The 19986-nt window shown below is 43.8% G+C and carries 16 protein-coding genes and 1 rRNA gene; 9 read left to right on the top strand and 8 right to left on the bottom strand.

Annotation, left to right across the window (positions count from 1 at the left end):
* Positions 1–173 precede the first annotated feature (173 nt).
* Positions 174–1922 carry a sulfate permease gene (gene sulP / locus K1X61_10265; protein ID MBX7109018.1) on the bottom strand — a complete coding sequence of 583 codons (1749 nt, stop codon included), beginning with the start codon at positions 1920–1922 and terminating at the stop codon, positions 174–176.
* A 526-nt stretch (positions 1923–2448) separates the two neighbouring features.
* Between sulP and K1X61_10260 the strand changes: the two genes are divergently transcribed.
* The 6 genes from K1X61_10260 (at position 2449) to K1X61_10235 (ending at position 6874) form a co-directional block, all read left to right on the top strand.
* Positions 2449–2985: a DUF2975 domain-containing protein gene (locus tag K1X61_10260; protein MBX7109017.1), complete on the top strand. Its 537-nt coding sequence runs from the start codon at positions 2449–2451 to the stop codon at positions 2983–2985.
* A 3-nt stretch (positions 2986–2988) separates the two neighbouring features.
* Positions 2989–3216 carry a helix-turn-helix transcriptional regulator gene (locus K1X61_10255; protein MBX7109016.1) on the top strand — a complete coding sequence of 76 codons (228 nt, stop codon included), beginning with the start codon at positions 2989–2991 and terminating at the stop codon, positions 3214–3216.
* A gap of 242 nt (positions 3217–3458) precedes the next feature.
* Positions 3459–3938: a VOC family protein gene (locus tag K1X61_10250; GenBank protein MBX7109015.1), complete on the top strand. Its 480-nt coding sequence runs from the start codon at positions 3459–3461 to the stop codon at positions 3936–3938.
* Between the two features lie 222 nt (positions 3939–4160).
* The gene (locus K1X61_10245; protein MBX7109014.1) at positions 4161–4556 is read left to right on the top strand and encodes a hypothetical protein; all 396 of its coding nucleotides are present in this window, start codon (positions 4161–4163) and stop codon (positions 4554–4556) included.
* A gap of 384 nt (positions 4557–4940) precedes the next feature.
* Positions 4941–5831, top strand: coding sequence for a CPBP family intramembrane metalloprotease (locus tag K1X61_10240; protein MBX7109013.1), 891 nt, complete (start codon positions 4941–4943; stop codon positions 5829–5831).
* A 245-nt stretch (positions 5832–6076) separates the two neighbouring features.
* On the top strand, positions 6077–6874 hold the full coding sequence (locus K1X61_10235) for a hypothetical protein (protein ID MBX7109012.1): 798 nt from the start codon (positions 6077–6079) through the stop codon (positions 6872–6874).
* 183 nt (positions 6875–7057) lie between these two features.
* Here the strand turns inward: K1X61_10235 and K1X61_10230 are convergent, their stop codons facing one another.
* Entirely contained in the window at positions 7058–8776 is a 1719-nt protein-coding gene (locus K1X61_10230) for a DUF4397 domain-containing protein (GenBank protein ID MBX7109011.1), read from the bottom strand.
* 621 nt (positions 8777–9397) lie between these two features.
* Here K1X61_10230 and K1X61_10225 point away from each other — a divergent pair.
* Both K1X61_10225 and K1X61_10220 read left to right on the top strand, forming a co-directional pair.
* Complete coding sequence (locus K1X61_10225; GenBank protein ID MBX7109010.1) at positions 9398–10159, top strand: toll/interleukin-1 receptor domain-containing protein; 762 nt, start codon at positions 9398–9400, stop codon at positions 10157–10159.
* Between the two features lie 13 nt (positions 10160–10172).
* Positions 10173–10955, top strand: a complete 783-nt coding sequence (locus K1X61_10220) for a TIR domain-containing protein (GenBank protein MBX7109009.1) — start codon at positions 10173–10175, stop codon at positions 10953–10955.
* Positions 10956–11167: 212 nt separating this feature from the next.
* Here the strand turns inward: K1X61_10220 and K1X61_10215 are convergent, their stop codons facing one another.
* The 4 genes from K1X61_10215 to K1X61_10200 all read right to left on the bottom strand — a co-directional run bounded on the left by K1X61_10215 (position 11168) and on the right by K1X61_10200 (position 17098).
* Positions 11168–13312 carry a GH92 family glycosyl hydrolase gene (locus tag K1X61_10215; GenBank protein MBX7109008.1) on the bottom strand — a complete coding sequence of 715 codons (2145 nt, stop codon included), beginning with the start codon at positions 13310–13312 and terminating at the stop codon, positions 11168–11170.
* A gap of 144 nt (positions 13313–13456) precedes the next feature.
* Entirely contained in the window at positions 13457–15442 is a 1986-nt protein-coding gene (locus K1X61_10210) for a glycoside hydrolase family 127 protein (GenBank protein MBX7109007.1), read from the bottom strand.
* A complete protein-coding gene (locus tag K1X61_10205; protein ID MBX7109006.1) occupies positions 15439–16272 on the bottom strand; it encodes a hypothetical protein in 834 nt (277 codons plus the stop codon). Before K1X61_10205 ends, K1X61_10210 begins: the two co-directional genes overlap by 4 nt.
* On the bottom strand, positions 16262–17098 hold the full coding sequence (locus tag K1X61_10200) for a phytanoyl-CoA dioxygenase family protein (protein ID MBX7109005.1): 837 nt from the start codon (positions 17096–17098) through the stop codon (positions 16262–16264). The genes K1X61_10205 and K1X61_10200 overlap by 11 nt, the downstream gene beginning before the upstream one ends.
* A gap of 129 nt (positions 17099–17227) precedes the next feature.
* On the opposite strand from K1X61_10200, the gene K1X61_10195 reads away from it, so the two are divergent.
* Entirely contained in the window at positions 17228–18073 is an 846-nt protein-coding gene (locus K1X61_10195) for an AraC family transcriptional regulator (protein ID MBX7109004.1), read from the top strand.
* Between the two features lie 191 nt (positions 18074–18264).
* On the opposite strand, the gene K1X61_10190 is transcribed toward K1X61_10195, so the two are convergent.
* Together K1X61_10190 and rrf are read right to left on the bottom strand one after the other, a co-directional pair.
* Complete coding sequence (locus tag K1X61_10190) at positions 18265–19509, bottom strand: hypothetical protein (GenBank protein MBX7109003.1); 1245 nt, start codon at positions 19507–19509, stop codon at positions 18265–18267.
* Positions 19510–19833: 324 nt separating this feature from the next.
* Positions 19834–19945: ribosomal RNA gene (gene rrf / locus K1X61_10185) — 5S ribosomal RNA — on the bottom strand.
* Between the last annotated feature and the right edge of the window lie 41 nt (positions 19946–19986).

Here is a 19986-nt window from a genome sequence, read left to right as displayed (position 1 = left end):
TGAATTGAAGAGCTACTGATCCCTATCAATCGGGACAGGATGACTCAGGGTATTTTGAGATAACTTCCGTTAACATGTATGGGTAACTGTGGCGCAGGTTGTTGGTCTGCGCCTCGCGCAAGCTTTGTTAAGCCCAACAACGGCAAAGGCAGGCATCATCCCTTCTTCTCCATTTAATAAGTATCCAGATAATTTTCAACTGCTGAACCTATAGTGGGAAAGAAAATATCAGTGCCAAGCACTTGCAGCAATTCAAATCGCTTAAGCTTGTCTTTTACCGGATCTTTCATTTCGGCAAAATGCAATGCTATCTGCCTTGCATCCAGTTCCTTTTTCAGGTCAGTAAGCATGTCTGCCGAAGTGATGTCAACGCTTGTAACAGGTTCTGCAGCTACTACAATGCGTTTGACGGGTGTTGGTGAATCCGAAACCTGCTTCAGGATTTCTTCCTGGAACAAAGCGGCATTGGCAAAAAATAAAGGCGCATCCCAACGGAACAGCAACAGCCCGGGTATTAATTCCGCATCAGGATACCGCATGATATCATGATAACCGCGAATGCCTTCTACACGGCCAAGCACTGCAAAATGAGGACGCCATCCGTCCCATAAAAATTCAATCACTGCCAGCACAATGGCCAGCCCTATTCCGGGTATGGCACCAAATACTGCCACCCCTGCGAAGCAGACGATGGATAACCAGAATTCCCAACGCTGTATGCGAAAAATTCTTCCAAGGTCACCCAGTTCAAACAATCCGATCGCGGAAGCAATCACCACCGCTGCCAATGCACTGTTGGGCAGACTCTTCAATAAGTCGGCTCCGAAAAATAAAAGCAAGGCCACTGCCAGCGCGCCCACCACACCGGTGAGTTGTGTTTTGGCGCCTGATGCTTCCGCTACGGGTGTGCGTGATGAACTGCTGCTGATGGGAAAGCCTTGGAAAAAACCGGCTGCCAGGTTAGCTGCACCAAGGCCAATCATTTCCTGGTTGGGATCAACAGGTGTTTTTGTTTTCGCAGCGTAGATACGTGATAACACACTGGTATCGGCAAAAGAAACAAGGGCTACCGTGCATCCGCCGATAATCACCGTTTGCAGGTCGTCTATATCTATTAACGGTAACCTGAATGCCGGTAAACCTTGCGGCAGCGAACCCAGAACTTTCAATCCATGTGTTAAGTCAAGCTGCCAGATGGCCGTTACGATGGTTGCACCCACCACAGCGATGAGGATGCCGGGCACGCGTTTGTAACGTTTCAGAAACATAATCACGATCAGCGTGCTGAGACCAATCAGGAGGCTGGCATAGTTGGTCTTTCCATCCGCGACGGTTTCAATGATACGCACCATGTTGCGCAACGGTCCCGTGCTCTCAATGCTGAACCCCAGCATCTTGGGAAGCTGACTGATCAACACGGTGAGTGCAATACCATTCATGTAGCCATACCGGATTGGTTTGGAGAGCAACTCAGTAATAAACCCCAGCTTAAACACACCGGCCAGTATGCAGACGATACCTGAAACCAGCGCCATCATCCCTGCCAGTGCGATTGCATTTTCAGGGTTACCCATCGACAGTGGCAGTAATACAGCAAGAATGATAGGAGCTAATGATGAGTCGGGGCCCAGCACCATGATACGGCTCGGGCCAAATAAGGCATACGCCAACAGTGGCAGCACCGTTGCATAAAGGCCATAGATGCCGGGCACGCCCGATGCTTCAGCGTATGCGATGCCCACCGGCACCAGCATGGTCGTTAGCACGAGGCCGGCCATCAGGTCATTGGCTAACCAATGCAGTTTATAATTGGCAATCATCTGCAAGCCGGGCACCCATTTCCTCCAGCCGGTCGCGGCATTGGATCTTACAGGTGCTTCTCCCGCTGCTTTCTTTAAAGGATCGCTTACTTCATGCTCCATAAAACAGGATCAGGTTAAATGCAATGGTTTTGTAATGAATCAGGCAGCATGCGTAATACATGCAGCCATCAGTCTCAAGGCATTTCAAAATTATTCTTTTATCAGTGCAGTTGTTTTCTCGTCCAACTTACCATTGAAAAACTTATCCAGCACTTTTTTATAAAGTCCATCCTCCTGCTCACCTGTTAGTCCGGATTTATTTCCAATCCGGGCTGATGGATAAGCAGATTTTTTAATCCGCGTCCACCTTCTGCCACCAGCGTCCACTGAGACCCTTCACCATCAGGTGTCCGCTTACCTTTTATTAAATCAAGCCTTGTGCTGCTATCAAACTTTCTGGTTCGCTGACAGTGAAGTGCCCCTGAATCTCCACCTTCCGGTAGGTGCAATACGGTTGCGGTCATTGGAACTGACGACACCGCTAAAAGAGAACATTCGACAAAAATATTTTGATATTAAATCATTATTTATTGTTTATCAATAATTTTTAATTACCTTTGCGGCATAACTTTAAACTTTAACAACCATGTCGAAAACAAACAACTTCGTATTCTGGGGTCTATACATTGTGGCTTGGCTCATTTTTGTAGGCTTGTCTATTGAAGCAGGAGGCTTAATTGTAAATTTCTTTTTCAGTCTTTACAAGCCTGAATTCGTCCAAAATCTTTATCAAAAGCTGGACTTAACGCAAATGTATAAAGACAGCAGACTCGCATTTTTCGGTATCTATAGCTTTATCCTGATCATTTCAATTTTAAAAGCTTGCTTGTTTTACATAGTTATCAGGCTGATGCACAAAATGGAATTGTCTAAACCGTTCAACAGTTTCGTTTCAAGACAAATTTCACAAATCAGTTATTACACGCTTTCAATCGGACTGTTAAGCTACATCGCCAGACAGTCAGCTAAAACTTTAATGCATCACGGTTTTGTCCCGGACAACTTAGATCAATTTTGGGCAGACAGCCAAGCATTCATTATGATGGGGGCTGTAATCTATATCATAGCGACTATTTTCCAAAAAGGCGTAGATATTCAAAACGAAAATGATTTAACTGTATAATCTATGCCAATCATTGTAAACTTAGATGTGATGATGGCCAAAAGGAAGATCTCACTCAACAGGCTTTCTGAAAAAGTGGATCTGACCTTATCGAACCTTTCGATCTTAAAGACCGGAAAGGCCAAAGCCATCCGCTTCAGTACCCTCGAAGCCATTTGCAAAGCCCTGGAATGCCAGCCCGGCGATATCCTGGAATATGTTGATGACGGTAAAGTCTCCACCAATCAATGACCGTTCATCATTCAGGCACCATTTTCACCGCCTCCGTGTCTCCCGAGGGGACATGGAGGAATTTAATGCCACTAATTTACTATCAGCTGTTAGTGCTGATTTATCTCCAATCCGGACTGATGGAGAAGCAGATTTTAAGCCGCAGCCTGCGTGGAATCCTTCTCCGGTTGTTGGTCTATTTATCTCTCAGCGTTTTGCAAAAAACAATTCCCGAGCAAAGAACTTTAACGAAATCTTAAATCATGTCAAAAAGTAAACTAATGGAAATGAACAATGTCGGCATTGTGGTGGAATCTCTTGACAATGCCATTTCATTTTTCACAGAAATCGGACTGTCACTCGAAGGTCGAATGAAGGTGGAAGGGGAGTGGGCCGGACGGGTAACAGGCCTTGAGAATCAACAAGTGGAAATTGCCATGATGGTAACTCCGGATGGGCACAGCAGGCTTGAACTTTCACAATTTCACAACCCAAAGACTATAGCTGACCATAGAAAAGCACCGGTGAATGCTCTTGGCTATTTGAGAGTCATGTTTAGGGTCGACAATCTTGACGAATTGCTAACCAGGCTTTTAAAACATGGTGCAAAACTCGTTGGAGAAGTGGTTCGGTTTGGAGACATGTACAAGCTCTGCTACATTCGTGGTACCGAAGGACTACTTATAGGACTGGCTGAACAACTTGGTGATAAAACTGCTACAAACATGTTAGAAAATAAGTAAGCTGTTCTGATGCGCTTGCACAGAAATCTATGACCAACGAAGAAGAAGCACAAACCTCCAGTCAGTCCGGATTTATTTTAAACCAGGACGTACGGAGAAAAGGATTTTTGTTCCTCCGTCTTTCAGTAATCTTTAACAGGTTATTGATCAATGCCTCCTTCAACGTGAGGCAAAGACCAATATCGGCGTACAAATGTGTATAGTAAAACAGAACTGAAGCCTATGAAGAAGTTTGTGATTCCGAAACTAATCGGACTGGTGTTATTGACAATGATAACTCTGGTGCTTATTTCATTCGCTGAAGTTGCTGTGTATTCCTATCTTATAAACCCGGGACAGCAAGAAAGTGTGTATGAGGCACATGCCAATGATTCTGCCCCTTATATCTCCGGTATTTTCGGATTTATCATTTTTTTCCTGGTTGCACGATACTGGAAGAAAAAAGAATACCGGGATGTGTTCAAACTGGTAATTCTTTTCCCGCTCCTGTACCTGTTGCTGGACGTCATCATCATTACAGCAGCGGGCGTGAAATGGTCTGATTACATTTTAATTTTTGCACTTGCCAATACGGCAAAATTTCTGGGCAGCTATATGGGATATAAACTTACTAAATGACACCAATTAGAACAACAGCAGATAAAACTCCCGCCAGCCGGCCTTTGTTTTAATCCCGGATTGATTGAGAAAAGGAATTCTAATCCTCATTTGCCCGGAGACTTTAACAGGTTGTTGGTCTGACCCTCCAGCAAGTTCTGTTAAGACCAACAACGGCACCAAGTACTTTGCAAAGACCAACAACTGCAGCAATACCCTTCACTTAGGCCGCAATAAAAATCCATCGACAAAAAAATAGCGATAAGCTGGTAGCAACATCCGGCAGCGCCGGAGTATTGAGAATCTCCGCTCAACCGGATCTGTTTCCCAACAGTTTTCAATCGGTTAAGATGCTCATGAGCTTCCGATAAGATTAGTATTATATTTAACAGAAACAGATACACTATGCAAGATGCACCTGATAAAAGCATAAGAGCAATCCTCACATTCCTGCTGATCACTTTTTCATTGAGTGCCGCTTTCTATCTGCTCATAATTCATACGGGAAAAATCGGCAGTGGGTTTGGACTTTATGTTACCGGCCTGATGTGGTGTCCCGGACTCTCTGCGCTGATTACATCAAGGATACTGAACAGGAAAATATCATTGTTGGGATGGCAATGGGGCAACACCCGTTTGCAGGTTTGGAGTTATCTTGTTCCTTTCCTGTATGCACTCATTGCCTATTCAGTAATCTGGGCAGTTGGATGGGGCGGCTTTTACAACCATGACTATGTTAAAGCAGTTACTGACAATTTCGGTTTCGGAACTTTACCAACCGCAGTTACGATTGCTTTCTTTTTTATCCTCGGTGCGCTCTATGGACTTCCCAGCAGTTGCGCCACCGCTTTAGGTGAAGAAATAGGTTGGCGCGGTTTCCTGGTACCGGAGTTGTACAAAAAACTGGGCTATACTAAAACAGCAATCGTAGCAGCAATCATCTGGGCGCTTTGGCATTATCCCATTTTACTTTTTGCAGATTACAACAGCGGCACGTCTGCCTGTTATGCACTGAGTTGTTTCACCGCGATGGTGATTGGACTCAGTTTCATTTTTACATGGTTTCGCCTGCGGTCAGGGAGTCTTTGGACAGGAGTATTGCTTCACGGCAGTCATAACCTGTTTATTCAAATGATATTTACACCACTTACCGCTGATACCGGCAACACAAAATATTACGTCGATGAGTTTGGCGCAGTGCTGCCAGTCGTTTGCCTCCTTTTTGCTGTTTATTTCTGGACGAAACGCCATCAACTCTCACCACCTCAACAGGCCATTGATACTGAAACACAATAACGCTGGTTCATTTCGCTTTACAGCAGCAGTAAATTGCAATGTTAGTCCTGATTTTTTGGTCGGAACAGATAGAGAATCGGATGTCCAATCCGCATTCTGCCTTGTATCTTTAACAGCTTGTTGGTCTCTGCTTCCCTCAACGCTTTGCAAAGACCAACGGCATCAATGCAAGGCTGGCAACCGTTGGCAGCAAAACGCTTTTTACAGAGACCCGTCGATAGTTAAGAGATAGCAATTAAAGGACAATGCAGAAACTAAAAACCATTCTATTAATATTTGGCGGACTGGTCATTACCTGCTTCGGTATGAAGACCTTTCGAAGTTTTACGGTCGTGGACAAATTAACAGAATGCAGAACTGATCATTTTATCATTTCATATCAGGGGATTTACACAGAAGAAGCACAAGACCTTGCTGACAACCTGGAAGAAAATTACAACAGCATCAGGACAGATTTGAATGATCCGGACCACGATACAATCCGGGTATTTGTTCATCCGGCACAGGCCGACTTTAATAAAGCTACAGGACTTTTAAACAGTAATGCAAACGGTGTAAGCCGCGGCCCCAACGAATTTCATTTACTTTGGACAAACTGGTATAACAGCATTCTTCCCGATGATCCGGTAAAGACAGCGATTCATGAATTTACGCATTGCATTCAGCTGAACATTCTTATAAAAGAAGAACAGGGAAGATGGGGCAATGAGGACACCGGAGATTTTGACAAAATGTTTGAAGAGAAGTTTAGCAAGGAATATCCCCAATGGTTTTGGGAGGCAATCTGCGACTACGAAGCGCATATCGTAAATAACATCAGTGTGAAGTATGGGATGAGAAAAAATCTTACCCTGAATGAATTGAACCAAAGCAATCAAATTTATAATGTTGGTTACACTATTATCGAATATATAGTTGAGACATGGGGCAAAGACAAATTGCCCGTTTTGATTACATCCTACGTTGACATCCAAACTGTTTTAGGTGTAAGCGAATCTGACTTTGAGAAAGGCTGGGTGGACTTTGCTGAAGAAAAATATTAATGCTGCAAGAAGATAGGTGCGATTTATGAATCCTTATCCTGCCCTGAAACTTTAATAGGTTTTTGGCCAGTGCTTCCTATAGCGCTTTTCAAAGTACAGCAATGGCATCAATAACTCAAGACAGATAAATAAAAAAGAGGCACCCTTCCGGATGCCTCTTTCCCTGAAATCTGACCAGGCACATTATCGGCTTACGATCAGTTTCGAAACCTGCTCGTCAGTACCGGCAACAATCTTGCTGATGTAAAGTCCTTCCGGAAGTTGATTTACATTCAGTGTAGTGCTATGGGTTCCCGACGATTTCATTCCTAAATTTTGCGTCAGCATCCTTGAACCCAGTACATTGAACACTTCCAACCGCACCTCACCCGGCAAGTCAAGGTCGAATTGCAGATTAACTGCATCACGGGCAGGATTAGGAAACATGCTTACTGCTGAAAGGGTGGATGCAACTTCCTCAATTCCGGTAGCTAAGGGAAGCGCAAGCAATTCACCACCGGCTGCCAATGCCACATACAAACCAAATGCAGGGCCATTACTGTTACTGGCCGGATTCAGAAATCCTGAAGCCAGCACGGTGAGTGCCTCATCCTGTAAGGAAAGAGCAGCCAGCGGTACCTCATATGATGCTACAGTAGTGGTACCTGTTTCATCACGCACGTCAAGTTTATAATCTGCTGTTGGCAGTTCGAGGTATCCGGCAAACTGTTTATAGGCAATATCATTAACAATCGTGCCCGCACCTGCACCAGTTTCCACGATGTCAACCACAGGAGCATCGGTTGAGCCATGGTATACCAAAACATCGGTGTTCACAGCTTCGGTAGCGCGTTCACGGCCGGCTGCAAATACATCCAGGTTAAAAGCAGGTGCAGGATTGTAGCCCGTAGCACTTACAATACCGTTTGCCACCAGCAGGTAGGTGGAGCCACCTTCCAGGGTGTAGTTAAAGGAAGCAATCGGGTTGTCGGCATTGGTGCTGTTCTGATCCTTGATCGCAATGGTGAAGCTTTCACCGGCAGGAGCATCAATAAAAGGAGTGGCTGTCCTGAATATAAAATTGTCTATCAGTTTGGTATCATTCAGCCATACATCCACCGTAGCTGCAGCAGCATCGGAAGCATTGTGAATTACCTGCACACGGGCGGTGGAAATTGCGGCTGCAGGAAGGGCCACTAAGCTTCCACCTGACGGCAGCGCCACATAAATACCAAAAGCGGGGCCATTGCTGTTTACCGCAGGATTCAAAAATCCTGAAGCCAGTGCAACAGCTGCCGCACCATTCAGACCTAAGGTAGCCAGTGGTGCATCATATTGCGCTACGGTTGTAATGCCATGTGCATCACGCACCTGCAGGGAATAATCAGCGGTAGGCAAAGCCAGGTAGTCTGTAAAATCGCCGTATGCCAGGTCATCAATGATGGTACCTGCACCAACGCCTACTTCTTTCACATCCACTACCGGTGCATCGGTTGCTCCGTGAAATACCATGACTTCGGTGTTGGTAGACAGCGCCGCAGATTCCTTACCCATATCATAAGCATATAGATCAAAAGGTGTGGCAGGTGAATAACCCGATGGGCTTACGATGCCATTGGCGATCACCACATAGGTTTTTCCGGCGGTGAGTGTAAAATTTTTAGTGAATAAGGCATTCACCGTATCCGTGCTGTTTGCAGGCTGAATACTCACTTTAAAAGCGACGCCTGATGGCGCATCAATAAAGGGTGAAGCCGTCCGGAAATTAAAATCGTTCAGGAGCAGGGTGTTATCGAGCCAAACGTCAACTGTTGCGGCTGCAAGATCTGCTGCATTGTGAATTACCTGTAAACGCGCTGTTGCAAAAAGGTTGACACTTGTAACAAGCAACAAGGCGGATAAGAAGATGGATTTTCGTTTCATGGTAGAAGTTTTTTTGGTTAGTTAATTTGTGATGAATGCATGTCTTAACCACCGGCAATTTATTTTGTTTACACTTCACATCAATTCATTAAACAGTATTGCATTTTCATGACAATTTCAACTTGGGTTTTACCATTTTGATTGTCATGAAATAAAAACAGGATGGACACCCTCTAGAAGGTTTTTATAAACCAGACCCCGCATAAAAATGAAGCGGCAACGCTGACCATCGGCCCGATATTGAAGATTGGATATTGGGCGTCGGGTAATGAATATTGAGTTTGGAAATCCTGATAATCCTCTTGCCCGGCATTTTTCACGATTGCCGGCCTCATTGAAGCCTGTGGAAACCCGGACCAACAACTGACCCAATCCCATAAACTTTGAAAATACTCCAATCACCATTATTCAAAACATAGTAAGCTGCAGTGAAATAATACACTGCCTTATTCCATAAAATCCTGGTATTATATCAGCTGTTTGTTGCGGCAATAAGATTAATATTATCAAAATACATAAAGTTTTATTCCGTTAATTTGTGCATTAAAGAGAGGGCGGAATATTGGTCAACACCTTTTTCAGTGCGCTGTAGTGACTCACAACGGCTTTAATTTTTTTGATATGCGTCTATATATAAGCTATCATCCGGATGACAAAGGTTTTGTAGGAAGACTCCGTCTGTATATACAGGAGCATTTACCAGCATTAGAAGTTAAACAAAGTAACCCACAGACAACTGCTGCAACCATTGATTCAATAATCAGAGATATGGATGTGGTGTTGGTGGTGATAGGAAAAAACTGGCTACGCACGGTCAAACAATCCGCTACGATACTAAATGCGCCGGGCGACTATGTAAACCGGGAATTGACTGCTGCGCTGAAAAACACTCACATCCGTATTGCCCCACTGCTGATTGATGAAGCAAGAATGCCCGGGAAGCAGGATATCCCGCCTTCATTAACTGCCTTTGCAACCATACATGCCGCCACCATCAGGAATACTTCTTTTGAGAAAGATGTAATGCAGGTTGTTGAAATGCTTAGGTCTCCCGGAGACGAGAGTGCATGGCTCCCATCTGTTGAATATGGCACTATTCAGATTCGCACCAAAAAAGGGGGGTTCATCAGCCACTACCTCGAAACAGAATATCCTCCTGCCATTATTTTGATTGATAATGAAACAGTGGGAACCTTGCAGTTGATAAACAAAACATTTGAACACAAGGTTATTCCCGGAGAACATATTGTTGCAATCAAACCGGGCAATAAAGTTGGCAAACAATGCGAATGCCGAATAAAAGTCAGATCTCAACAGGTGTCTGTTTTATATGCAGATCGAAATGCGCATTGGGGTACGCTTTCACTAAGGTCAGAGAACTAAATTTTTAAACAGTATGCGTTTCTTTCTCAGTTACCGCCGGGATGACAGTTTGCATGAATCACATGCATTGGAAAAAGCATTGTTACGTTTAAGCACAGCAGAGTATCCGATTGAGGTATTCATAGACACGGAAAAGATCAAGGTTGGCCAGGACTTTGAAAAAAAGATGATAAAAGAACTGGAGAATTCAGATGTTGTACTAGCCATCATCGGACACAATTGGTTAAATGCCACGACCGGCAATGAAGGCAGAGCCCGTAAGATTGACAGGGCGGATGATCCTGTACGGATGGAACTGGAAAAAGCCCTCGAAAAGAAAATACCATTGGTGGTTGTCTTGCTCGACAAAGCCCAAAAACCACACAAAATGGATTTGCCTTCGAGCCTTGTCAGCCTGGTAAATGCAGAGCAATTCAAGTTAGACACAGATTTTGATGCATTTAAAAATGGCGTTCATGGCTTAACCAAATATCTTCAAAAATTCCCCAGCCGGCGCCCCAATGAGTCATTGCAAAAAGCACAACTATGTTTTTTTAACAAGGCTCCGGGTTTCCTCCAGAGTGAAAGCAACATAAACGTATTAGTCAATGGTAAAAAAATTGGTGAAATACTCGTTAACAAACTGACTTATAAATTTTCTCTCGAACAGGGAAAATATGAAGTCCAGCTTCGGCGGGGCCTGATCTATAGTTCCAATAAACTAATGCTAAATCTTCTTCCAGGCAGCACGGCAACCATTTCTTATGTATGGAATTCATTTGGCGGAATAGAAATCATGCTCAGCGGGCAATCATAACTGCACCGCCTGCTTTCCAACATACTGTTCCTGATATAGATCAAAATATGCCCCGTTGGTTGACTGATCAAAGCAAGCGAAAGACCCAGACTAGTAACAGTTACAAATGTGACTAATCAGTGGCGATTTGAATTTATTGCTGAATACCTGTGAAAATTTCTACGCACTTCATTCATCTGCACCTTTTCAACTTACATGCTCACTTAACCACTTTATTTAAATACCAAAACACCGCCTTTGCTGATTGTTGCATGTTCAATGAATGGATTGGAAACCGGTTGGCCATCAAAACAGGCAGTGACCTGGTGTGAATCCTGCATTTCATTTTCAATGGTTAAAGATTTGCCGTTGCTGAGATAAATGACTGCCTTCTTTACCTGAGGCATTCCAAACACATACTCGCCGCTTGCAGGATTTACCGGATAAAAGCCAAGTGTTGAAAAAATATACCAGGCACTCATTTGTCCGCAGTCATCGTTACCAATCATTCCATCCGGCGTATTACCATAAAACTGATTGCAGATTTGCGTAATAATCTGTCTTCCTCTTTCCGGCTTCTCAGCATAAGCGTAGAGGTAGGCAATGTGATGACTGGGCTCGTTGCCATGAGCGTATTGGCCAATCATGGCTTCCTGCCCTAAATATTTATTGGGATGTGGAGTTTGAATACTGAAGAAACTGTCGAGTTGCGCAGTGAATTTTTTCTTGCCGCCCAGCAATTGAATCATACCGGCTATATCATATTGTGCCGGTGTCCAGAAATATTGCCATGCATTGGCTTCTGTATAGTCGCCGGGATTACTCAGGGGAGAAGTGGCTATTAACGGATTAAAAGGAGTGCGCCAATATCCTTTGCTGTCTTTTCCCCGCATTTGTTGTGTAGTACTGTCATAAAGATTTTTATACAGCATTGAACGTTTGTAATACTGCTGTCCAATGTTTTGCTTACCCATCTTGTCGGCCATAAGTGCGATGCAATAATCATCTACACCGTGCTCAAGTGTACGTGATACAGCTTCATTGTCTAAGCTGTCGAAGGGATAATAGCCATACTTGTCGAGTAAGCTCCAGTTGCTGTTAATATGGTTTACTGTTGTTGATTTTATCATTTCCCTGAGCGCATCCTCTGCATCAAAACCAGGAATTCCTTTCAGGTATGCATCTGCGATCACCGGAATGGCATGATTACCAATCATACAATAATTATCCTGTCCCCATGCTGTCCAGATGGGAAGGAAGCCCGCTGCCTTACTATGCGCTATCATGGTATTCACCAGGCCGGACACTTTTTCAGGAACAAGGATGGTGTACAATGGATTGGCAGCACGGTAAGTATCCCACAATGAAAGCATTGAATAGTATTCACCGTGCTCAGCAGTACGAATCGAATCATCGGCACCTCTGTAACGGCCATCTGCATCAGCAATGTTTGCGGGTTGAATGAATAAACGATACAGGCAAGTGTAGAAAATCTCCTTTTGTCGCTTATCTCCTTCAATATCTATCATGCTCAAATATTTATTCCAGCTGTTTTTTGCATTGGAAACTGTTCTCATGAAATCCCAGCCGGGCAATTCTCTTTGCAGATTATTTTCAGCTCCGCTCACACTCACTGTTGATAAAGCAATTTTTGCTTTCAGCATCATATCCTTCAAATTAAAACTCAAAACATAACGTGGTGCATTTTCCTGTGGCTTCCTTTCCAGTTGCAGGGCAGCATAGAAGGGTTGACTGAAGCGGATCACAAAAAAGTATTTACGCTCTACCCAATTCCTGGTATGACAGTAACCGTAAATTGTGGTGTCATTCTCGATCTGCACATTGCTTTCCAACACTAATGAATCTGTCAGAAACCGCAGGCCATGTTGCAGATCAACCAATAACTTTGCCTGATGACCAGGATAGCTATACTGATGGAATGCGACCCTTTCCGTAGCAGTCAATTCAACTCTCACTTTATTTTGCAAGGTAACTGTGTAGTATCCGGGTGAAGCGCTTTCAGATGTTTTCAGTTTTATTTGACCAAACCCTTCTATTCTATTATCCGTAACAGGCTGCAGCAGTACATCACCAAATTCATTGATGCCTGTGCCATTGGCTCTTGTTTGTGAAAAGCCAAGGATGACAGTGTCTCTGTACTGATATCCGCTGGCATATTCCCAACCCCTGTCGGCATTGTCAGGTCCTGGCTGTACCATTCCAAAGGGCATACAGGCTCCGGGAAATGTATGGCCGGTGCCATCTGTGCCAATGAATGTGTTTACATACTGCGTGTAGTCCGTTTTTGCAAGCTGTGATTCTTCTTCACAACCTGTTAATATAAGAGCAGCGTACAGGAAAATAATGTGACGTATCATACCAGTTCATTTCTTACCCAAAAAGCAAGATGTTAAGTTCTTCAGAAGCTTTACAGATTAAAAAATATGCAATGAAAAATTGAACGATTGCAGGGAAATACCAACTTACTGATCGCAATTCACTATCATAAAGTTGAACTGTAACTATTCTTTCCTCTTGTAAGTCACCTGCCTTAAAGTGGTTTTCGACATGGGTTTCAAATCCAGTTCTTCTTCCAAACCGGTTGCCGGATTGAACAGCGTAGTCCGGAATGTCAACTCGCTGCGAAGGTCACCTGATGCAGCCGGCCGGACAGTGCTGTTTTCTATATATTGATAAATAGTAAGCTGATCCGGCGTGCAGGTAAATTCAGTAAACCCGCCAACCGGAAATCGTTTCGTTATCCTTTCTGCAGCCGTAATTGGATGCGCAAGCACAAGTGCACCATACCTGAAGAAGTACTCACCGTTGGATGCTGTTTCGGTAATAACAGATGAATCAAAATGAATGGTGAAGGTATCTCCGTCATTCCATTCTTTCCTGATTACGATGTAATCATCCTTCAATTGATGTTTTACCGGGCAGGCAAATTTCGATGCCCATACAGGTTTTCTGATTTTTAGTGTGAAGTATATAGGTTGTTTTGTTTTGATTCTAAATGTGATGCCGTTGTCGAAAGGATAGTTGGTGATTTCCTGGATCAGCACCTGCTGACCCTTCACACTCGCCGTCACTTCACAAGGGCCAAGCAAAGTTGCAACCAGTTCATCTGCATTTCTCATCCACATACTTTGAATGTAAGCCGGTCCGATCCTGCCTGCATTCGGTACACAGCAAACCGCTGCCTCTTTGTGCACCGGTGAGTAACGGTATCTCGTTTGCTTTTTGTTGGTTGTATCACCATTCATGCCACCGGTCAGATAATAGCAATTGTCCGTCTTCAGATAACAAATGGAATTCCCGTCAGGATATCTTGCCCCCTGAGCCGCATTAAAAAACAGCTGTTCTGTTTTATCGCCATAAGATGCTTCACCAGTTTTAGCCAACAGGCTGGTATAGGCCTGCAGCAACTCATGCAAAGAACAATACTCATAACCGGTATTGAGCGGATCTGCCTTTCTGCCGGCAATATATTCATCGCCGACAGGTGCGCCTGATGGGGTGATACAGGCAGCAATTTTTTTGAGAAATTCATTCATGGCAAATTTCAAATCGTCATTTCCGGACGCATAATATGCTGCTGCAACTGAGCGCAGGTGTTCATAGGTATGCACTCCGTGCCCCTGCAGCGGAAGCGCACCGTCGATAAGCTTTTTATACTGCGCATCTTCATTTAAATTTTGTTGAGAAAAATCCTTATACAGGAAAAGACAGTAGTCCAGATATTGCGGATTGACTGTATGCTGATATAATTTTTCAAGCACATCAGTAAAAGCAAGGCCATGGGTAAGCCCGCCTGCATTTGGATTCACGGAGTAAAAAGGATGAGATTGATTAACCGGATAATTGGCGATCACATTGTCAATTGCACGTTGTATGGCTTTCAATATTTCCGGGTCATTAGTGTATTCATACCATCCGAGCAGCCCTCTCAGCAACGTAGCTTTCGACCACAGCTCTCCATTTTCATTGTCGAAATGGTAACGCAATTCCTTATCGTAGATTCCAAGATATCCATCTGCATCCTGCGTACTTAAAATTCTATCAATATATTTTTGGGCCTTATCAAGCGCTGCGGAATCATTCAATAACACAGCTGTCCTGATATAACCATCCCACCAGTTACTCTGTGTTTCACTGTTCCACCACAGAAACTGCACCTGCCAGTCGCCACCCTCTGCAACAGCTCCCACATCTTTACTTTCCACATGCTTCGTTAAGCGGTCTGTTCCGTAGATATCATCTTTTACTAACAGATCGGGAGCTAACTCATCCAGATAGCCGGTGAAGCCATTAAGGTTTTCCCGTAACTGCATCAGCAGCCAGCCTGTTGGCCTGACTGCATTGAGTGGCAATTGCTGAAACTGTTCGGGAACAGGCTTTATTTTTTTAAACGGATCGCTCGTCATAGACTGTGCAGAGCATGGTTTGAACGATAACAGAAAAATTGCAATCGTGTACACAAATAATTGTAATAATGTATGGTTCATACTAATAAATATTCCTGGAGAAAATTTTTCATGACAACATTCATGTTCCATTGATAAGCGCTTGGTTGTTGTATGGCTGAATCATCGGGCAGGTAAGGAGCCGGACCAAACTCAGGACAAACAGTAAACATTTCATTGCCCTCCTGAATTTTACAGCGGATGATTTCATTCCACCAATCCAAAAACACTTTAAGATGACCTCTCCATGCAGGAGCAAACGGATCATTCACCTGTGGTGACTGTTCTTGCCCAACCCGTGCATGAAGATGTTGGATATGAGGGTAGATCTTTTGTAACAGTGACTGCTGATCTTGTAACAGGTTCTCCGAAACCACACAAAAATGGGAAAGGTCACCTGTTAATGCTATCCCGGGAAATTTTTCCAGATATGGAATGAGTGTGGCTGTATGAAATGAAAATCTTCCACGATGTGTTTCGTGCAAAATACTGATGTTTGATTTTACACTGATATTCATACAGGACTCAATGATCCTGCAATTGTCGTCAAATGAATAATGGTCTTTGCCCGTGTGTGCATTGATGAAGCCAGGCCGGAAACTGACGAGCTGTTGCAATCTGCTTTCGAGGCTGCTGCGGTGATCAGTGAACTCAAGAATATCTTCCGTAACCATTGCCTGTGCAATGAAAATAAATTCCGGATTGGTTATGCGAACATTTTCAATCGCCTTCAAAAACTGATGGGTAAAAGAACCTTCAACAGGCAGATTGATTTCAATACCATCAAATCCATGGTCAATTACCTTAGCAACAAAGGTTGCTGCATCCAGGTGTTCCTGACCCCAAAACGGGCATATGAACTTAATCTTCATTGCGGGAATAAAGAACAGGGTTTAACTGTGTGTTGATCACTTTACCAACTTCAGCTCCGGGGCACCATCGATGCCAGTCGTTGACCTGATTTTCATTTTCAGGCTTTTTCAGTTTCATTTCCTGATCCATATAAATCATGGTCATCACCTTGCGCATCTGACCACTTTTATTTGCGCCTGCACGATGAAATAGCCATCCGGAATGAAAGCTTACTTCACCTGCTTCAAATGGCTCGATGATGTGCGGGAAGTTGTTTATTTTCAGGTTACCATCTAACTTTTCCTGACTTTCATCGCTGATCATCAGTTCACGCCCAGCAATGAGTTTATAGCTTTGTGCCGCAAATTCAAGTGGTCCCATTTCCAGCGGTGTTTCCTGCAGTGGAATCCAGGCAGTGATGGTTCTGTCGGTTTCCAGTGGCCAGTAGAACTGATCAGCATGCCAGGGCGTGTGGCCTCCGCCCGGCTCCTTAAACAAGGCCTGATCGTGGTAGAGGCGCGTGCCGGCAACTTCCATCAGATTCGCCGCAATCTTTGCTATCCGTTTGCTGAAAACAATTTCCTTTACGGTATCAGACTGTGTCCAGATATTCATAATCTGCAGGAATGCTTTACCATAAGTGTCGCGCTCCTGTAAAGATTTTCGTTCTGTATTCAAACGGTCAACCTGCTGAGTGATGACCGCATCCATATAATGAAGCTCTTCAGGCGTAAATACATTTTTGAGTTTAATGAATCCATTCTTTTTAAAAAAGTTGATTTGCTCATTGCTAATGGAATATGGTTTATTCCATTTTAGTGAGAGTGCAGGTGTGATGTTGTTCATAAGCAGTTTTAATTGAATACAAAAATTGCAGAAATTCCCGTAGCCGGACAACACGATAGCAGCAAATATTGGCACTATATTGACAATACTGGTAATTTTATAGCTATATTCAAGAAAATATAGTGCAGCATGAAAGCCAGTTTTGAGGATATCAAGGTAAAAAAAGGGATGCAGTCCGTTATTGCCTTCCGCTTCACGATCGCGGGATTTCCATTCAGATGGCACTATCATCCCGAGTATGAGGTCACGCTGATTGAAAGCGGCCACGGTAAGCGATTGGTGGGCGACAGCCTGAAAAATTTTGAATCCGGTGATTTGGTTTTGCTGGGACCTGGATTGCCGCACACCTGGGAAAGTGTTCCAATGAATCAAAAGAAGAAAAGTACCGCAACAGTGGTTCAGTTTGCTGATGAACTGATGAAACCATTCATGGAGTTATCAGAATTTAGAGGTATAAAAAAATTATTAACGGATAGCAAGAGAGGATTGCATTTTAAAAAGGATACAACTGAAGCTATACTCGAACTCAAATCACTCACAGCAGCTAACGGTCCGCAGCGGATAATTCGTTTGTTGCATTTGCTCAGTTTACTCTCAGGTCTCAGATCGCAGCCTCTTTCTTCCGGCTATTTCATTTCTGTTAAAGGAGCTGAAAATGAAAGCCGCATCAACCAGGTTTGCCAATATGTGAACCGGAACTTCGCAAAAAAAATTTCATTAAAAGATGCTGCGAAACTTATCCATCTTTCATCCAGCGCGTTCTGCAAATTTTTCAAACGGACAACCGGAAAGACTTATTCTGACTATGTGAATGAGATCAGAATTGCGCAGGCTTGTACTTTGCTGACGGAAACCGATCGCACGGTCGCCACAATTGCAGGGTTATGCGGTTTCGAAAGCATTACTTACTTCAACCGCGTTTTCAGGAGAAAAAAAGCGTTCACTCCTGCAGCATTCAGAAAAAGGATTGAATGAACCAACAGTAAATCTTCTTCCTGGTATTTTGCCGACTATCTGCTATGCATAAAATTCATACGCCAAAAATGTAATCAGTCTCAGCGGGCAATGAAAAATGCAGCGGAGGTTTTCCGTTGCATTTCTCCTGTTGTAAATCAAAATTATTAATACGGGTGAAGAACTCCGGCTGCTTGCAACAGGTTGCCCTGCTAAAATTTATATCCCGCTGCCAGATACAGGGTAGTCACCCTGGTCAGCACATTGGCTAATGGTGTCATGCCATTGGATAGTTCAAACATGCCGGTAACCAAAAATTTTTTCATGGAAAGTCCTCCTTCCAGCAGGAGGCCAAACTCATAATTCCTGGCATCATTAAAAAGATGGAGCACGTTGCCGTTACTGTATGTTCTTGTGTTAACATCCTTCAGGGCAACAGCGTTTGTCATGCCTAATCCGAAAAATGGCTTCACACGTGTATTCAGGGAAGCATACTGCATGGTGGTGGCTAACTTAAGATACAGAAAGTCGATGTAGATTGAATTTTCCGGTTCATTGTCAGCCGCGATGTTGCCGTATGCTTTGTAATTCTTCAGGAAAAGTTTATTGTTGATCGACCATCTCTTATTGTTTCTCGGCGTAATCGCATTCAATTCAACACCAGCCATATAGCCGAATGATCGTTCCATTTTCGCCGAAGTGAGGTAGTAGCCGGTGTTATCGTGAAACCGCAGCTTACTGGTATTGATTCCTGCAATGGCAAAAAACTCAAAGGTCCAGTTTTCCTTAGGTTCAGAATATTCAGCATGCCTTCCTTCACATTGATTGTACGACTGCACGAGTGATACAAATGATGCCTTATTGTATTCCAGTGGCAACGTCATAAATTTTTCCGCCAGGCTTGCACAATCGGAGATGAGGTTCATCAGCTGCAAGCGATATCCTTCATTCGCCCTCGTATGCGTTCCATCAGCATCACCCACGAGATAACGGTTGTATTGCAATTCCGCAAGGGTATCACCCGGCTTGCTGATGAAAAAGTGATCCCGCTCCCTGATATCACGGCCATAATAAAGAAAGGCCGCGCCAGCTTCCAGCACACGCAGAAAAAATGTATCGCGGATATAATAAGGTTTGGGATGGTAGGTCAACTTGCTTACTTCCAGCGATGTTGCATCCACCAGACCGGAATAACTTACATACCAGTTGCCTTTTTCCAGCCTGAACATGGAGATTTGCAGGGGCGAGAAGATAGTTGGTTCCGCAGTTGCTGAATCCTTAAAGTAGATGAGGCTGGGGTTGACTTTCCATTCTTCATCTTCAATCAGTCCGTGCAAAGTATCGCCGGAATTCAAAACAACATACCCCTTGATAAAATTATCCAGGGCGAATGTGCTGCCGGCAAATAGTAAAAGAAGGAGTACGGTGAAACAGGATAGTCTGTTGCTGAGTTTCATATAAGAAATTTTATAAGTTAAGAAATAGATATACAGATCAAATGTAAAAAAGCATCTGATATTATTTTACAATTGCCGTGCAGCTTATTTTGAAATATTATGGCTCATGGAATAATACGGAATCATCCCGAATAGTTGCAACAAAGCTTCGGCCATTCACAGGCCGGCAGAATCAGAAGTTGAAAGCAATTTGGGTCCTTCTCCCTAAAGCAGTCCCTATGAAAAAACTTGATCGGGCAATAATATTCTACCAACCGCATACATATTCATCCTTCTTCGCTCTAAATAAAAAAACCCCCAACCTTTTCAGGTTGAGGGTTTAGGATCTGGCGACGACTTACTCTCCCGCATTTTGGTGCAGTACCATCAGCGCTGAGCGGCTTAACTTCTCTGTTCGGAATGGGAAGAGGTGGACCCGCTCGCCAAAGTCACCAAAAAATCTTTAGTGAGAAGCAGCAACACTTAGTGAAAGAAAAC

Source organism: Chitinophagales bacterium (assembly GCA_019694975.1).
GTDB lineage: Bacteria > Bacteroidota > Bacteroidia > Chitinophagales > UBA10324 > JACCZZ01.
This window is presented reverse-complemented; position numbering and strand designations above follow the sequence as displayed.

Bases quoted from the DNA above. Each gene is read 5' to 3' on its own strand.
- K1X61_10215 (MBX7109008.1), bottom strand. From the start codon at position 13,312: ATGATACGTCACATTATTTTCCTGTACGCTGCTCTTATATTAACAGGT.
- K1X61_10205 (MBX7109006.1), bottom strand. From the start codon at position 16,272: ATGAAGATTAAGTTCATATGCCCGTTTTGGGGTCAGGAACACCTGGAT.
- K1X61_10250 (MBX7109015.1), top strand. From the start codon at position 3,459: ATGTCAAAAAGTAAACTAATGGAAATGAACAATGTCGGCATTGTGGTG.
- K1X61_10225 (MBX7109010.1), top strand. From the start codon at position 9,398: ATGCGTCTATATATAAGCTATCATCCGGATGACAAAGGTTTTGTAGGA.
- K1X61_10235 (MBX7109012.1), top strand. From the start codon at position 6,077: ATGCAGAAACTAAAAACCATTCTATTAATATTTGGCGGACTGGTCATT.
- K1X61_10200 (MBX7109005.1), bottom strand. From the start codon at position 17,098: ATGAACAACATCACACCTGCACTCTCACTAAAATGGAATAAACCATAT.
- K1X61_10210 (MBX7109007.1), bottom strand. From the start codon at position 15,442: ATGAACCATACATTATTACAATTATTTGTGTACACGATTGCAATTTTT.
- K1X61_10230 (MBX7109011.1), bottom strand. From the start codon at position 8,776: ATGAAACGAAAATCCATCTTCTTATCCGCCTTGTTGCTTGTTACAAGT.
- K1X61_10255 (MBX7109016.1), top strand. From the start codon at position 2,989: ATGCCAATCATTGTAAACTTAGATGTGATGATGGCCAAAAGGAAGATC.
- sulP (MBX7109018.1), bottom strand. From the start codon at position 1,922: ATGGAGCATGAAGTAAGCGATCCTTTAAAGAAAGCAGCGGGAGAAGCA.
- K1X61_10260 (MBX7109017.1), top strand. From the start codon at position 2,449: ATGTCGAAAACAAACAACTTCGTATTCTGGGGTCTATACATTGTGGCT.
- K1X61_10195 (MBX7109004.1), top strand. From the start codon at position 17,228: ATGAAAGCCAGTTTTGAGGATATCAAGGTAAAAAAAGGGATGCAGTCC.
- K1X61_10220 (MBX7109009.1), top strand. From the start codon at position 10,173: ATGCGTTTCTTTCTCAGTTACCGCCGGGATGACAGTTTGCATGAATCA.
- K1X61_10240 (MBX7109013.1), top strand. From the start codon at position 4,941: ATGCAAGATGCACCTGATAAAAGCATAAGAGCAATCCTCACATTCCTG.
- K1X61_10245 (MBX7109014.1), top strand. From the start codon at position 4,161: ATGAAGAAGTTTGTGATTCCGAAACTAATCGGACTGGTGTTATTGACA.
- K1X61_10190 (MBX7109003.1), bottom strand. From the start codon at position 19,509: ATGAAACTCAGCAACAGACTATCCTGTTTCACCGTACTCCTTCTTTTA.